Here is a 15,249-nt window from a genome sequence, read left to right on the forward strand (position 1 = left end):
GAATGCAACCACCTCCTTTACCCGGCGGTCAGCAGGGAAGTTCGGCATGAATCGGGGCAGGATGCCGGCCGCAGACGATATTACATGGGAGTAAGTACTTAAAATATAGAAAAGCTTATGAGATATGTCCAGAAAAATATGGTTGGCTGGAAGAGCGCTTCTCTGAATGCACTAATTCAAAAAATCCACCGCGGCGACCTCATTTCCCAGCTCAAGTCGACTGACTACCGGCGGTGTGCTGGCGATCACCTGGCCTGCCCGGATGACGTAAAGCCGCGCCGGACGCAGGCGGATGGCCTCATGGACATCTTTGACCTGGAGCACTACCATATCGGCCCGGCAGCCCGGCGCCAGACCGTAGCCGTCCAGCCCCATGGCTTTGGCGCCGTTGACGGTCACTGCGTCGAAGATCTGCCGGATCTGTTTTGTGCCTGTCATCTGGGCCACGTGCAGGCCCATGTGGGCCACTTCCAGCATGTCATGGGAGCCGAAGCTGTACCAGGGGTCCATGACGCAGTCGTGGCCGAAGGCGACATTGACACCCGCCTCCAGAAGCTCTTTCACCCGGGTCATGCCGCGCCGTTTGGGGTAAGTGTCGTGGCGGCCCTGCAGGGTGATGTTGATCAGCGGGTTGGCCACCGCATGCATCCGGGCTTCGGCCATGAGCGGCAGCAGTTTGGAAACGTAGTAGTTGTCCATGGAGTGCATGCTGGTCAGGTGAGAGCCGGTCACCCGGCCGTGCAGCCCCAGCCGCTGGGTCTGAAACGTGAGTGTTTCGATGTGCCGGGACCAGGGATCGTCGCTCTCGTCGCAGTGCATATCCACCATCAACCCGCGCTGGGCGGCCAGTTCGCACAGCAGCCGGATCGATTCGGCGCCCTGGTCCATGGTGCGCTCGAAATGAGGAATGCCGCCCACCACGTCCACGCCCATATCCAGGGCTCGTTTGAGATTTTCCATGGCTCCCGGACTGCGTAGCACCCCGTCCTGGGGAAAGGCCACCAGTTGCAGGTCGATATAGGGTTTGAACGTCTCGCGCACCTCCAGCAGGGCTTGGACGGCCAGCAGGCGCTCGTCGCAGACGTCCACGTGGCTGCGGATCGCCAAGGTGCCCCGGGCGATGGCCCATTGGCACAGCTTTTCGGCGCGCTTGCGGATGGCGTCAACGGTAAGCTTCGGTTTGAGTTCTCCCCACAGGGCGATTCCTTCCAGGAGGGTTCCGCTTTCGTTGACCCGTGGCAAACCGTAGCTCAACGTGGCGTCCATGTGAAAATGGCTGTCCACGAAGGGCGGGCAGACCAGATGGCCGGCGGCGTCGATGATATCGGTTGCCTCGGCATCGATGTTTTTCTCTTCCACGGCCGCGATGCGCCCGTTCTTCACGGCCAGGGTCATTTCCTTGCGCCCGTCGGGCAGGTTGACGCTTTTCACGATCAGGTCGAACATCAGCGTTCCTCCTTTCTGAAAGGGGTCAGCAGGGCGGCCGGCGCCTTGGCATTGCGCGAGACCAGGGCCATGCCCACGATGGTCAAAACGAAGGGCATCATCAGAAAAACCTGGTAGGGCAGGTTGAAGGCGCTGGCCTGCAAGCGCAGCTGAAGGGCGTCGATAAAGGCGAACAGCAGGGCGCCGGCGGCGCTTTTCCACGGGTTCCACTGGCCGAAGACAACCAGGGCGATGCACACCCAGCCGCGCCCCGAAATCACCCCGAAAGTGTAAGCGTTGTACTGGGCCATGGAGAGAAAGGCCCCGGCGATGCCCATTAGAGCTCCGGAGAGCATCAGGGCCTGGTAGCGGACACGGATCACGCTCACCCCGGCGGTGAAGGCGGCGTGGGGATTTTCGCCCACCGTACGCAGGTTCAACCCCCAGGGGGTGGCGCGCAGGACCCAGGCGACCACCGGCACCAGGATAAAGGCCAGGTAGACCAGGGAAAAATGGTCGAACAGCACCGGCCCGATCACGGGAATGGCGGACAGCCCCGGAATGGGCAGCGGCTTAAAGGCCGTAATCTTGGGAATCGAAGACGGCTGACCGAAGATCAGGCGGTAGAAGTAAAAAGAGAGTCCCGAGCAGAGCAGGGTCACGCCGATGCCCGACACATGCTGGCTGAGCCCCAGGCTGACGGTGAGAAAACCCATGAGCAGGCCGGCCAGCACGCCCGTGGCCATGGCCGCGGCAACGCCCAACCAGAGGCTGCCCGAGAAATAGGCCGTGGAGAAGCCGGTCATGGCGGCCAGCATCATGATGCCCTCGATGCCCAGATTGAGAATGCCGGCACGTTCGGCGAAAAGCTCGCCCAGGGTGGCGAAGATCAGCGGTGTGGCGATACGGATCAGGGCCGCGAAAAAACCCACCTGGAAAAGCTGGCCAAGAAGTTCATGCATGGGAAAAACGCCTTATGCGGATACGGTAACGAGTAAAGAGAAGGGCCACCAGCATGGCAATCAGGGCCGTACCCTGGATGACGTCGGCCAGGAATACCGGCACGCCGGTGGCCCGCGACATGGCTTCGGCGCCGGTGATGATCACGGCGAAGAAAAAGGCCGCCGGAACGACCCCCAGAGGATTGAGCCGGGCCAGCATGGCGATGACGATGCCTGTGTAGCCGTAGCCTGGAGAGAGGCCGGCCATGACCTGGAAATGCAGCCCGGCGACTTCTCCCACACCGGCCAGTCCGGCCAGCGCCCCGGACACGGCCGCTGTAATCAGGATCACCCCGTTCACGCTGAAACCGGCATAGCGGGCCGCCACGGGGTTCTCGCCCACCGCCTGGATGGCGAATCCCACGGTGGTTCGGCGCATGAGCAGCCAGGTGCCGACGGAAGCGATGGCGGCCAGAAGCACCCCCAGGTGCATGCGGGTGGCGTGCAGCAGGATCGGAAACTCGGCATCCATACGGATGTCCGGTGAATCGGGGTAGCCGCTCAAGGGGTCCTTCCACGGGCCGTCCAAAAGGGCCATCATGCCGTAGAAAATGATGAAGTTGAGCAGCAGTGAGGTAACGACGTCGTCCACCTTGAAGCGCGTTTTGAGCACGGCCGGAATCATGGCCCACAAGGCGCCGGCAACAATGCCGGCCAGGATCATTCCCGGGCACAGGCTCCAGGCCGGCAGGCTTTCCCGGGCGCCCACGAAGGCGCCGGCCATGGCGCCGGCCAGAAGCTGCCCCTCGGCGCCGATGTTCCAGAAGCGCGCCTTAAAGGCCACGGCCACGGCCAGCCCGGTGAAAATCAGGGGCGTGGCCTTGACCGCCGTTTCCACCAGATTGAAACGGGTGGAAAGAGCGCTGAGAAAAAGCTTCTCGTAGGCCGTAAACACATTGGCGCCGGCCAGCAGGATCAACCCGCTGCACAGAATCAGGGTGGCCGCCACGGCCAGCATCGGCAGGGTGACATTGAGCCAAAGGGGAGTCTGCTCGCGGCTTTCGATGCGCAGGCCGATCATGCTGCCTCCCGCACGCCGGCCATCAGCAGCCCCACCCGCTCGACACTGGCCTTGTCAATGGGCAGGATGTCCATGATCCTTCCCTCGAACATCACGGCGATGCGGTCGCTGAGCAAAAAGAGTTCTTCCAGATCCTCGCTGATCACCAGCACCCCGCTGCCTTGCTGCCTCAGGGCCAGAAACTGTTCGTGGACGAATCCGGCTGCCGAGACATCCAGGCCGCGGGTGGGCTGGGCCGCCAGCAAAACGCGCGGGTTCCAGGCCAGTTCTCGGACCAGGAGCACCTTTTGCAGGTTGCCGCCCGACAGGGTTCCGGTGCGCACACCGCTGCCCGCCGCCTTGATCCCGAACTGGGCGATGCGGTTTCTCGCAAATTGGCGGATGGCCCCCCGTTTGAGAAAACCGAAGCGGCTGAAACGCTGTTCGCGAATTCTCGGCAAAACAATATTGGCGGCCAGCGGCAGGCTCGTGATCAGTCCGGTGCCCATACGGTCTTCGGGAATGCGCCCTATGCCCATGCCCTGCATGGTCCGGGCGGACGTCGGAGCCACAACGCTTCCGGCCACCATCACCCGGCCGCCGTTAGGGTCCAGGACGCCGGCCACCACATCGGCCAGTTCCCGCTGGCCGTTGCCCGAAACGCCGGCCACGCCGACGATTTCTCCGGCATGGACCGTCAGCGACACCTTTTTGAGCCCCTGGCGGGTGCCGTTGGTCGTGCTGATGGAATCCAGCGTCAGCAGCGCATCGCCGCGCTCCACCGGCGTTTTCTGCGGCGGGCGTACCGTTCGGCCGCACATCAGCTCGGCCAGTTGGCGCTTGCTGGTGTGCGCGTCGTTGTTCACCGTGGCCACCACCTTTCCCTGGCGCAGGATCACCACCCGGGTGGTGATGGCACGCACCTCATGCAGCTTGTGGCTGATAAAAATAACGCCCATGCCGGTTTGAGCCATGGCGGAAAGGGCCTTAAACAGGCCCTCGGCCTCCTGGGGCGTGAGGGCTGCCGTCGGTTCGTCCAGAATCAGAATGCGCGCCCCGCGCACCAGGGCCTTGATGATTTCCAGGCGCTGCTGCTGTCCCACGGTCAAATCCCCGGCCAGAACCCGGGGATCGAGATCGAGGCCGTAGCGCGAACGGATCTCTTCCATTCGCTTGAGAATCCGGCCGTGATCGAGCCTCCATCCGCCGCCGGTCTGACCCACCATGAGGTTTTCCAGCACGGTGTGCGAGGGGACCAGGTGGTAATGCTGGTGCACCATGCCCACCCCCAGGGCCAGGGCATCGGCCGAACTGCGGATGTCCGCCGGCTTGCCGTCGATACAAATGCTGCCGGCATCGGCGTCGTAGGCCCCGAACAGGATGTTCATCAACGTGGTCTTGCCGGCGCCGTTTTCCCCCAGCAGCCCGACGATCTCGCCGGCGGCCAGGGTCAGATCGATGCCGTCATTGGCCGTGACGGAGCCGAACCGTTTGGTGATGCCGCGCATTTCCAATAGCGGCGGTTGGTCGTGCATGGGGCTTCCCATTTCGTTTCTATTACTGGTACTCACCGGTAGAGGCGCGGAGAACGCAGAGGCCATACAAAAAGGATGATCTAATGGGAAAAAGTCGCAACTTTTATCCTTCCGTCATTCCGGCGCAGGCCGGAATCCAGTCATTTCAATCATTTCTGGATACCGGGTCAAGCCCGGTATGACGAGCCAGACCCTTATTACGAATCCATCAAGGATGGTTTTCTCTGCGACCTCTGCGTCTCTGCGGTTAAAAAAAAGATACCGTTTCTGAATGGTAACTAGTCGGACTTGGGTATGGATTCATCTATATCCACCCGGAACGTACCGTCCAGAATCTCCTTTTTCCGCTTTTCCACCAGTTCCTTGACCTCGGCCGGCAGCTTGGCCTCGAACTTGTGGTAGGGCGCCAGGTAGGAACCGCCCTTGGACATGTAGGAAAACCCGCCGAAATCCTGGGCCGTGTAGACGCCGGCCTTGACCAGGCTGATGGCCTGTTTGATCGTGGGCCACATGTCCCACACCGGCCCGGTGATGACCGTGTCCGGCCCCAGGCTGGACTGGTCGGACATGTTGGAGATGGCCAGGACACCCTTTTCGGCCGCGGCCTCGATCACGCCGAAGCGCTCGGCGTAGATCACGTCCACACCGGCCTCGATCTGGGCCAGGGCGGCTTCCTTGGCCTTGGGCGGGTCGAAGAAGGAGCCGATGAAGGAGAATTTGCACTTCACGTCCTTGTTGACTTCCTTGGCTCCGGCGTAGAAGGCGTTTGAGAGGCGGTTGACCTCGGGAATGGGCATGGCGGCCACCACGCCGATGATGTTGGATTGGGTCATCTTGCCGGCGATCATGCCGGACAGGTAGGCCGGTTCGTGAATCCAGTTGTCGAACACGCCGAAGTTGGGTTCGGCCGGCCCGATGCCCGAGCCGAAAACGAAGGCCACGTCCGGATAGTCGCGGGCCACCCGGCGGGCGATGCGCTCTGCGCCGAAGGCGTCGCCGGTAATCAGTTGATAGTCCTTTTCGGCGTATTCCCGCATCACGCGGGCGAAATCGGCCGATTTCACGCTTTCCGAATAGTCGTAAACGATGCCCAGCTCTTTCTTGGCTTTGACCAGGGCCACGTGGATCTGGTTAACCCAGGGTTCCTCGATGGGGGTTTCGAACACGGCCGCCACTTTCAGCGGCTCGGCCGCCGCGGCCGCCGGCATGAACCCAACCACCATCGCCACAACCAGAAACAGCGCAGACATTCCGAAACCGTTTACCACCCCTTTGAATCGCTTCATTCCTCTTCCTTTCTTGTTCGTTTTGGGATTGAACCGTGTTGACACGCATCATGATGCGTCTCTTCAGACCGTAGGTAGTGCCCATCCACAAATAGCCAATTTGTCCGATATCTTTGTTGCGCGAAAAATTTTTTCCTCGAAATATCAACATATGTCTGCGGTAAAATTTTTCGTGCGCCTCGATCTCGAACAAATTTTCCTATTTCTGGCCGGGCACTAGGTAACCTTTGCAATCGTGTTGCCAGGGTATCGAAGAAGCCCTGAATTGTCGTTAAGCGCCTGGGATTAAATCAGTTTTGAATGATTCGGATCGGTCGCGGCGGTAAAAACGCAAAAACGTCGGAACAGATCTTTCGGTTTTGTCGGTCTATACAACAATTTTGTTTGAAATTGGAGTGAAAAAATCGGGTAGGCCGTGTCCATCCAGAACCAGATAATCGCGCTTGTCCATTGTCTGGTTCCCATGCGAACTGGCGCTCCCACACGGAGCATGGGAGCGAGGTGTGGGTTGCTGAAGTTTCATAGGAAACCGTACAGGTATATTTGGAAATGGGTAGATGACGCTGAAGTTTCTTGCTATCCTCGATTTCCAAATGGATGAAGCATGACAGTCTCGTAAAAAGTCCCAGGCTCGTCATGCCGGGCTTGATCCGGCATCCAGAAGGCATTGAAATGACTCGATTCCGGCATACGCCGGAATGACGCCGACTTGGAACTTCCGACTTTTTACGAAACCATCGAGCATGCAGGGTAACACAAACACCTCCCTTTTACGAAACCACCATCGTATGAATCCATCTTCAAAAAGCCGCCTAACCGAAAAGCAGTTGGAAAACTACCCCGGCAACAGTCTGTTCGACCGCATCGCCAGGGCAGTTTGCCGGGCCGGCACACTGCCGGCCAAGGAGTTGTATGAGGCGTGGGAGGTCGCCCGGCGGGTGAGAAGGAAATTCCGCGGCGGACGGATAGTGGATCTGGCCTGCGGCCACGGCCTGCTGGCGCATATCCTGCTCCTGCTTGACAACACCTCCCCCGAGGCCTTTGCCGTGGATGCCGACATTCCTAAAAATGTCCCGCACCTATCGGCAGAATTGTGCAAAACCTGGCCGCGCTTGAACCATCGCATCCATTACCAGGAACAGGATATCACATCCGTCCCGCTGCTTTCTACCGACCTGGTGGTTTCGGTGCACGCCTGCGGAGCGTTGACCGATCTTGTTTTGGAGCGGGCGGTTTCGGCTCGTGCCCGCGTGGCTGTTCTGCCCTGCTGCCACGATCTGGAGCGATGCGATACCGGCGGCCTCGAAGGATGGATGGAGGGTCCCTTGGCCATCGACGCCACTCGTGCGGCGCGATTGCGAAACGCCAACTACAAGGTGTTTACCCGGATGATCCCCGAATCCATCACGCCGAAAAATCGGCTGCTCATGGGGCAGCCAAATATCAGATAGCAACTTTTGAGCGGTTTCCCGTTGACATCACGCCAGGAGCCCTGTTTTCTAATAAATGTTCGACTGATCAAAAGGTTATAGAGGTTTAACAATGGATCAATGAAAGCCAGCTATAGATGATGAGAAGCAACCCTTCAGAGTTTCCAATGCAAGACCTTCGTCAGGAGACCTTCAAAGGAATTGTGATCGGCATCCGCGGCATCAATAGTCAATTCCCGCAAGACACAAATACTTCATTTCCACATACTCGTCCATTCCGTAACGCGATCCCTCACGTCCGATGCCCGACTGCTTGACACCGCCGAAAGGCGCCACTTCAGTGGAAATCAGGCCGGTGTTGATGCCCACCATGCCGTACTCCAGGGATTCGGCCACCCGGAAGATGCGCCCCACGTCCCGGGCGTAAAAGTAGGCCGCCAGGCCGTATTGGGTGTCGTTGGCCATTCGGACCACGTCCTTTTCGTCTTCGAAACGGATCAGTGGCGCCACCGGCCCGAAGGTCTCGTCCACGGCCACGCTCATGTCGGCGGTCACGTTGGCCAGGACGGTGGGCTGGAAAAAGGTGCCGCCCAAGGCGTGGGGCTTGCCGCCGCTGAGCAGGCTCGCCCCGCGGGACAGGGCGTCGTCGATGTGGTGGGCGACTTTTTCCAGGGCCACCCGGTCGATGAGGGGACCCTGCTGCACACCGGCCTCCAGGCCGCTGCCCACCTTCAGCTTTTCGACTTCAGCCACCAGCCGATTCGAGAATTCATCGTAGACGCCCGACTGGACGAAAAGCCGGTTGGCGCAGACGCAGGTCTGGCCGGAATTGCGGTATTTGGAGATCATGGCTCCCTGCACGGCCTTATCCAGGTCGGCATCATCGAAAACGATGAACGGCGCGTTGCCGCCCAGTTCCAGGGAGACCTTCTTGACCGTACCGGCACATTCGGCCATGAGCTGGCGCCCCACCTCGGTGGAGCCGGTGAAGCTGAGTTTTCTCACCGTGGAGCTGGATGTGAGTTCCTTGCCGATGACGGCGGCCGATCCGGTGACCACATTGAGGACGCCGGCGGGAATCTCCGCCCGGCGGGCCAGTTCAGCCAGGGCCAGGGCGGTCAACGGCGTCTGACTGGCCGGTTTGACGACCATGGTGCAGCCGGCGGCCAGGGCCGGCGCCGCCTTGCGGGTGATCATGGCCGCCGGGAAATTCCACGGGGTCACGGCCGCGCACACACCCACCGGCTGGCGGATCACCAGGATGCGCTGGTCGCTGGAGGCAGACGGAATGGTGTCTCCGTAAATCCTTTTGGCCTCCTCGGCAAACCACTGAACGAAGGCGGCCCCATAGGCGATTTCTCCTTTGGCTTCGGCCAGGGGTTTGCCTTGTTCAGAGGTGAGAATTACCGCCAGGTCCTCCTGGTGGGCCATCATCAGGTCGTACCACTTCATCAGGCTTGTCGAACGCTCCTTGGCGGTCCGGCTGCGCCACTGGGCAAAGGCCTTGTCGGCCGCGGCGATGGCCTCACGAGACTCCTCGGCCGACAGGGAGGGTACGCTGCCCACGGTGCTGCCGTCGGCCGGATTGGTTACGGTGATGGTGTCGCCGGATCGGGAATCCACCCATTGTCCATCGATCCAGGCCTGACTTCTCAGCAGTTCGGTATCTTTGATTGAGATCATTTTGGCCTCCGGGTATGTTTTTTATTTCAGAAAGAATCCCTTCTTTTCCAGAAATTCCTTCATATGCGGCCGAATCACCTTGCCCATGAAATCAGCCATCTGGGCTGTCCAGGTTTCGTCCCGCAGATTGCTGTTGCGGTTCAGGTAGTAATAGTTGGTGACGCGGTCGTATTCGTCGAGCATGGCCAAATCGTGCTCTTGCGGATAGCGGTCGTCGAACAGCACCGCCTCGACGGGCAGCCGGGGCTTCGGAGGCGGATCATGGGCCGGGTAACCCAGGCACATGCCGAAGACCGGATAAACTTGGTCCGGAATCTTCAGCAAGTCACACACCGTCTGTGGATCGTTGCGGATGCCGCCGATGAAGACCCCGCCCAAGCCTTCGGATTCGGCGGCCAGCAGGACGTTCTGGGCCAACAGGGCCGTGTCCACCGTGGCGGTGACGAACTGTTCGGCCCAACCCTTTTCCATCGTCGTGTCGTGCAGTCGGCAGGCGCTTTCCAGGCGGTTGAGGTCGGCGCAGAACACCAGGAAGACCGGAGCCTGCTCGACCCACACCTGGGGACCGGCCAGATCGGCAATGGCTTTCCGTTTTTCCCGGTCCCCCACACGGATGACCGTGTAGGCTTGAACGAAATGCGAGGTGGCGGCGCACTGGGCCGCGGCGACGATGGCCTTGAGGGTTTTCTCGTCCACCTCCCGGTCGCTGAACTTGCGGATCGAGCGGTGGGCCTTCATCAGATCAATGGTTGCGTTCATAAGCGGTTGTCTTTCATTTTCGGTTTGCAGCCTTTTAACTGTTCCGGTCAGCCTCCTTTCAACTCCCCGGCTGCGCTACTATCAACGCTGCGCAGATGCAGATCCCGCTGGGGAAAGGGGATCTCGATGCCTTCTTCACGAAACCGCCGGTCGATGTCTCGAATCAGGGCGCTCTGGATAATGCGACGATCATTGAAATCGGCGATCCAGACTCGCAGTTGAAAATCCAGGGAGCTGTCGCCGAAGTTGAGGAACAGCACCATGGGCTTGGGATCTTTAAGCACCCGGTCATTTTCTTCAGCCACCGCCATCAGTACGCGCATGACCGCCTCCACGTCGGAGCCGTAGGCCACACCCACGGGGATGATCAGGCGCATGTTCCGGTCTCCCAACGTCCAGTTGGTTACCTGGCTGGCGATGAGATCACCGTTGGGCACCACAACCTCGGCTTTGTCGAAGGTCTGCACGGTGGTCGCCCGCAGCCCCAGGTTGGTGACCCGCCCCTGCTGGCCGTCACCCAACTGGATCACGTCGCCCACCTTGATGGGCCGTTCGAACAGCAGGATCAGGCCGGAAACGAAATTGTTGACGATGGCCTGCATGCCGAAGCCGATGCCGACACCCAGGGCGCCGCCGATAATGGTGATATTCTTCAGCTCGAAGCCCATGGTCGAAAGGGCGATGAGAAAGCCCACCAGCACCATGGCATAGTGCACCAGGCGGGTGACGGAGATCCGCGCGCCGCTGTCCATCTGTCTGCGGTTGAGCACGTTTTCCATGAGAATGCTCTGAAGGATCCAGGAAGAGACAAAAGCACCGTAAAGGATAATTCCGGCTACCAGGACCAGGCCGATGGTGATCCGCTTGCCGCCCACGGTGAAACCGAAAGCCAGGATATCGTGAATGGCGTCCACCGGAAGAGCATAGAGATTCCAGGCCACCAGCAGATTGGCGGCCACGAAAAAGAGGATCAGCCCGTTGGCGATCCGGATGATCCGGGCAAGGATCGCGTTGGAATTACTGCGCAGAAAAGAGAATCCGCCCATGGGCATCCATTCGGCGCCCAGTTCCAGCAGTGTCCGGGTCAGCCGGATCATGGCCCACCCCATGATCAGCAGCATGGCCGTGCGCAGGGCGCTGTCCATAAGCTGTGCTGAAAATCCACCCAATCCGATCATATCGGCAACCGTGATCGCCGCGAAGGCCAGGGTCACCAACCGCAGCACCCAAACATGCCAGGCTGGTGAAGCGGTGGCCCTGGCTTTACGGGCGCGCCAGCCATAATAGATCGTGCCGGCCACGGTAGTCACCAGAATAAAAAGCCGTACCAGGGCCAGGGGTACGTCCAGAATCGTCAACAACTGGAAAACGACCATCACCGCAACCAGAATATAGACGGCCCGCTTGATCCAGGCCTCTCCCGTGAAATGCGTTAACAGCCGGGCCGTGGCCACACCGGCCACTGCCCGGATCAGCATGCTCCAGAGGGCCGGCGGCGAACCGTAAAGAAAGCTCAGCGTAAAAATGGGAACCAGCAGGGCCACGGAAACGAGCCGTTTGGCCAAAAAACGCCGGCCGACGCGGCCCAGCAGCATCGACCGATGGCGCCGCAGCAGACTCAGGATGACGACGAAAACCAACGCCTGCATCCCGATCACCCACCCCTTTTCGGTGTAAAAATCCACTACCGGCAGCGGCGGGGATCGAATCAATTTTTTCGGTTCGTGGACCAGATCGATCAACTGCCGGAGGTAATCAATGGATACGATGGTCGGCGTGTCGCTGCGAAGATTGTTGCCGCGCCGCTGCGCCACCATGGCATCGATCCGCTCCAACAGGCTGTCGATGCGCGCCTGGATGTCGCCGGCCTGCTGCTGAACGGCCAGCATGGGGCCCAGCTTTTTGGCGATAAGCGACTCCGCCTGGTCGATGTTCATCCTGGCCCGGCGGAAGGCCTCGGCCACACTGTCCAACGCCAGGTCCTGCTGCAGGGCTTCCCGCCACGTTTGCCATTGCGTCTTTTCTTCCATCCATTGCCGACGCCACGCCTCTATCTGCCGGATGGCCGCTGTCTGCTCATCCACGGCTTGCTCCACCGATTCGGCTTCGGCGCGAACATCCCCTTTAAGGATTGCAAGCTGCTGGTAACTTTGCAGCCCCTCGGCATCGACGGCAGCCAGGCGGGTTTCGAAGTCATCGACCCGGGTTCTGGCTTTCTCCAGACGCTGTTTCAGCACGGTCAGCCCGTCTACCGTGTCGATTTTGGTTTTCAGGGAGGTCAGCCGCTGTTCCAGGGAGCCGGCCCGGCGGACCACATCGGCCAGACTGGGCGGGGGGGCCGTTTGTTCTTCTTCGGCCGGCGGAGCCTGGGCTTCGGCGCAAACCGCCGGAAGCGAAAGGCTTAAAAGCAAAAAACCGATGGAAAACCATAAAAACAGCGAACGCAATGGTGCGAAACGGGGGAAAAGCATGGGTTCAATCCTGGTCGTTTAAAACGAAACAGCAACAATGGCTCGAGGGCGTGCCTTCGCAAACCGCAAGGCGTATGTTATACTATTAGGGGTAAACGAATCAATGTCCGCCTCAAAAACGGGAATCGCAGCAGAAGCGATCAGGGCTCCAAAATCGCTTTTACCGCCCGGAGGCTTCCCGCGGCCGTCAATTCGCGGGCCTGTTCGCGGCAGGCGTCGATGGTCAATACGGAGATGCGCCGATGGACGGCGGGCATGAACTGCGGATCGATGCTCAGCCGCCGGATACCGATGCCTAAAAGAAAGGGAATCATGGCCGGGTCGTGGCCCATCTCGCCGCAGATGCTGATCGGCTTGTCATGCTCACCGGCAATTTTCACCACCCGCCGCAAGGCCCGCAGCACCGAGGGGTGTTCGGGGCGGTAGTAGTCGGCCACCCGTTTGTTGCTGCGATCGACCCCCAGCATGTACTGGACAAAGTCGTTGCTGCCAATGGCAAAAAAATCGGCTTCGGCGGCAAACTCGGCCATGGTTTCCACCACTGCCGGCAGTTCCACCATCATCCCGATATCCGGATGGTCATGGTGCTCCAGGCCATCGGCGGCAAGTCGTTCCAGACAATCGGTAACCACCTGCCGTGCCTGCAAAAAATCGTCCAGGGAAGCGATCAAGGGAAACATGATGCCCAAATGCCGGCTACCGGCTGCGGCCCGCAGAATCGCACGGACCTGTTGTTCGAAAATATCGCGGTAGGCCAGGGTAAAACGGATAGACCGCAGTCCCAGCTCCGGGTTGGGCTCCATGGCGGTATCGGTGTAGGCCAGGGTTTTTTCGCCGCCGATATCCAGGGTGCGAAAGACCACCGGCCGGCCTTCCATGGCCTCCACCACCTGACGATACACCAGAAACTGTTCGGTTTCCGACGGAAAGGAGGGCCGTACGAGAAAGGGAAATTCCGTGCGGTAAAGGCCGATGCCCGCCGCCCCCATCTTTTTGGCCAATGGCAGCTCGGCCAGCAGGTTGATGTTGGCCAGCAGCTCGATCCGGGTGCCGTCTTCGGTGGTCGCGGTGCCCGTAGTGACGGGTCCGGGCTGGGCGGCCACTTCCTCTTTGGCCCGGTCGCGCTCCTCGAAACGGGCGACGATTTCCGCCGACGGCTCCACGTATACGTTGCCCACATCGCCGTCCACCAGCACCGGGGTCGTTTCCGGAAGGTGCAGCAGTTCGGGGCACTGGACCACCACCATGGGAATTTTCAGGGACCGGGCGATGATGGACGCATGGGAGGTCACCCCGCCGTTGGCCAGCACGATTCCCGCCACCGATTCGGCCGCCAGCTTCAGCAATTCGGACGGATAAATCTCGCTGGCCACCACCACCTTGCCGCCAATTTCTCCCTGGCCATCCGATGCAGGCATCTCCAGGTTGTTAAGCAGGCGGCCGGACAGATCTTCGATATCATTGACCTTTTCCCGGATGTAAGGATGGGGGCTGTCGGCGAAAAAATCCAGGTAATGGCGGGCCACGTCCCGCACCGCCCGGGTGGCCGATTCGCCCGTTTCGATCCGCTCCTTCATGCGGCCGATAAATTTGGGGTCCTTGAGCATCATGAAATGGGCGGCGAAAATCAGGGCCGCGCTCTCCGGCAGTTTCCTGGCGCAGCGCTGCTGAAGCGCATTGAGCTGCGCACCGGTCGTTTCGACCGCCCGTAGAAAGTCCTTCAGGGTTCCCTTTTCGGCGGCTTCGGTTTCGGCCACCAGACGCCCATGGCTCCGTCCCCAGATGGCCACCTGTGCAAAAGCGAAACCGGCCGAAGCGCTCTGTCCCTTGATAAAGCCCAGGTTGCACATCGGTTTTTCGGGTATGCCGCATACGCGCTGCAGATCCATAAGCAGGCGGGCGTTTTCCAACACCGCCGCCAGTTGGCCGCCGGTGGCTTTCAGGGCCATGATGTCGCTGGTTTGAAAGTAATCCGGCTGGGTGTGCTGGACCACCAGCACGCCTACCTTCACCACTCCTTTTTGAATGGGAACCGCTAGGAAGGATTCGTAGGGCAGTTCGTCTGTTTCGGGAAAATAGCGAAAATTCGGATTTTGGCTGGCGTGTCCTTCGCACACTGGCTGGCGGGTGGCCATTACCGTGCCCACCAGACCCTGGCCGGAGCTCATGCGCACCCGGTCCACCGACTGAGGGTTCAGCCCCACGGTCGCCTTGAGAACCAGCTCGTCGGCCGTCTCGTCGTAGAGGTAAATCGAGCACACCGGCGTTCGCAGATGACCGGAAACCAGGGCAACCGTTCGTTGCAGGAAATTTTCGATATTTTCGCTGCCGGTGACCAATGCGGAAAGATCGCTCAGGTCGCAAAGCATGTTCAACAGATCTTGTCGGTTGCCGGTCATGTCGCTTGTAGGCCTTTCATGGTCGGGGGATCCTGGTCGGGTGCGCAAATAACTCGACCGCATCTAAGCAAACACGGATTATAATGCATCTATTGTACCGGTGCCAGTCCGGGCCTGTCGATTGGGTTTAGCCACCGGCCGGATTACAGGCGACACTACAAAAACGTAGATACAAAATCTGTTTTATAACATTTTTGTCTTTAATTGGCTCTCCTCGCGTGAAGCAATGACGCCGTTGGATCCATAGCGCGTCGCGGCGG

10 protein-coding genes are annotated in these 15,249 nt (G+C 60.0%); 1 reads left to right on the forward strand and 9 read right to left on the reverse strand.

Annotated elements, in window-relative coordinates; all coding sequences use genetic code 11:
* Nucleotides 1-171: 171 nt before the first annotated feature.
* The 5 genes from GN111_RS20055 to GN111_RS20075 form a co-directional block, all read right to left on the reverse strand.
* The gene (locus GN111_RS20055; protein WP_155305458.1) at nt 172-1,446 is read right to left on the reverse strand and encodes an amidohydrolase family protein; all 1,275 of its coding nucleotides are present in this window, start codon (nt 1,444-1,446) and stop codon (nt 172-174) included.
* Nucleotides 1,446-2,387: an ABC transporter permease gene (locus GN111_RS20060; protein ID WP_155305459.1), complete on the reverse strand. Its 942-nt coding sequence runs from the start codon at nt 2,385-2,387 to the stop codon at nt 1,446-1,448. Before GN111_RS20060 ends, GN111_RS20055 begins: the two co-directional genes overlap by 1 nt.
* Nucleotides 2,380-3,447 carry an ABC transporter permease gene (locus GN111_RS20065; protein ID WP_155305460.1) on the reverse strand — a complete coding sequence of 356 codons (1,068 nt, stop codon included), beginning with the start codon at nt 3,445-3,447 and terminating at the stop codon, nt 2,380-2,382. Before GN111_RS20065 ends, GN111_RS20060 begins: the two co-directional genes overlap by 8 nt.
* A complete protein-coding gene (locus GN111_RS20070) occupies nt 3,444-4,961 on the reverse strand; it encodes an ABC transporter ATP-binding protein (protein WP_197740390.1) in 1,518 nt (505 codons plus the stop codon). Before GN111_RS20070 ends, GN111_RS20065 begins: the two co-directional genes overlap by 4 nt.
* 278 nt (nt 4,962-5,239) lie before the next feature.
* Nucleotides 5,240-6,247 (reverse strand): BMP family protein, encoded by a 1,008-nt coding sequence (locus tag GN111_RS20075; RefSeq protein ID WP_155305461.1) that lies wholly within the window; start codon nt 6,245-6,247, stop codon nt 5,240-5,242.
* Nucleotides 6,248-7,035: 788 nt separating this feature from the next.
* On the opposite strand from GN111_RS20075, the gene GN111_RS20080 reads away from it, so the two are divergent.
* Nucleotides 7,036-7,698 carry a methyltransferase gene (locus GN111_RS20080; RefSeq protein WP_155305462.1) on the forward strand — a complete coding sequence of 221 codons (663 nt, stop codon included), beginning with the start codon at nt 7,036-7,038 and terminating at the stop codon, nt 7,696-7,698.
* A 201-nt stretch (nt 7,699-7,899) separates the two neighbouring features.
* Here GN111_RS20080 and gabD read toward each other — a convergent pair whose 3' ends face one another.
* The 4 genes from gabD to ptsP all read right to left on the reverse strand — a co-directional run bounded on the left by gabD (nt 7,900) and on the right by ptsP (nt 14,989).
* Nucleotides 7,900-9,360: an NADP-dependent succinate-semialdehyde dehydrogenase gene (gabD, locus tag GN111_RS20085; RefSeq protein ID WP_170302379.1), complete on the reverse strand. Its 1,461-nt coding sequence runs from the start codon at nt 9,358-9,360 to the stop codon at nt 7,900-7,902.
* Nucleotides 9,361-9,381: 21 nt separating this feature from the next.
* A complete protein-coding gene (gene nfsA / locus GN111_RS20090; RefSeq protein ID WP_155305463.1) occupies nt 9,382-10,119 on the reverse strand; it encodes an oxygen-insensitive NADPH nitroreductase in 738 nt (245 codons plus the stop codon).
* A 47-nt stretch (nt 10,120-10,166) separates the two neighbouring features.
* Complete coding sequence (locus GN111_RS33675; RefSeq protein ID WP_197740391.1) at nt 10,167-12,590, reverse strand: mechanosensitive ion channel domain-containing protein; 2,424 nt, start codon at nt 12,588-12,590, stop codon at nt 10,167-10,169.
* 140 nt (nt 12,591-12,730) lie between these two features.
* Entirely contained in the window at nt 12,731-14,989 is a 2,259-nt protein-coding gene (gene ptsP / locus GN111_RS20100; protein WP_170302380.1) for a phosphoenolpyruvate--protein phosphotransferase, read from the reverse strand.
* Nucleotides 14,990-15,249 lie beyond the last annotated feature (260 nt).

It is taken from the genome of Desulfosarcina widdelii (assembly GCF_009688965.1).
Lineage (GTDB): Bacteria > Desulfobacterota > Desulfobacteria > Desulfobacterales > Desulfosarcinaceae > Desulfosarcina > Desulfosarcina widdelii.

Bases quoted from the DNA above. Each gene is read 5' to 3' on its own strand.
- GN111_RS20055 (WP_155305458.1), bottom strand. From the start codon at position 1,446: ATGTTCGACCTGATCGTGAAAAGCGTCAACCTGCCCGACGGGCGCAAG.
- GN111_RS20060 (WP_155305459.1), bottom strand. From the start codon at position 2,387: ATGCATGAACTTCTTGGCCAGCTTTTCCAGGTGGGTTTTTTCGCGGCC.
- GN111_RS20065 (WP_155305460.1), bottom strand. From the start codon at position 3,447: ATGATCGGCCTGCGCATCGAAAGCCGCGAGCAGACTCCCCTTTGGCTC.
- GN111_RS20070 (WP_197740390.1), bottom strand. From the start codon at position 4,961: ATGCACGACCAACCGCCGCTATTGGAAATGCGCGGCATCACCAAACGG.
- GN111_RS20075 (WP_155305461.1), bottom strand. From the start codon at position 6,247: ATGAAGCGATTCAAAGGGGTGGTAAACGGTTTCGGAATGTCTGCGCTG.
- GN111_RS20080 (WP_155305462.1), top strand. From the start codon at position 7,036: ATGAATCCATCTTCAAAAAGCCGCCTAACCGAAAAGCAGTTGGAAAAC.
- gabD (WP_170302379.1), bottom strand. From the start codon at position 9,360: ATGATCTCAATCAAAGATACCGAACTGCTGAGAAGTCAGGCCTGGATC.
- nfsA (WP_155305463.1), bottom strand. From the start codon at position 10,119: ATGAACGCAACCATTGATCTGATGAAGGCCCACCGCTCGATCCGCAAG.
- GN111_RS33675 (WP_197740391.1), bottom strand. From the start codon at position 12,590: ATGCTTTTCCCCCGTTTCGCACCATTGCGTTCGCTGTTTTTATGGTTT.
- ptsP (WP_170302380.1), bottom strand. From the start codon at position 14,989: ATGACCGGCAACCGACAAGATCTGTTGAACATGCTTTGCGACCTGAGC.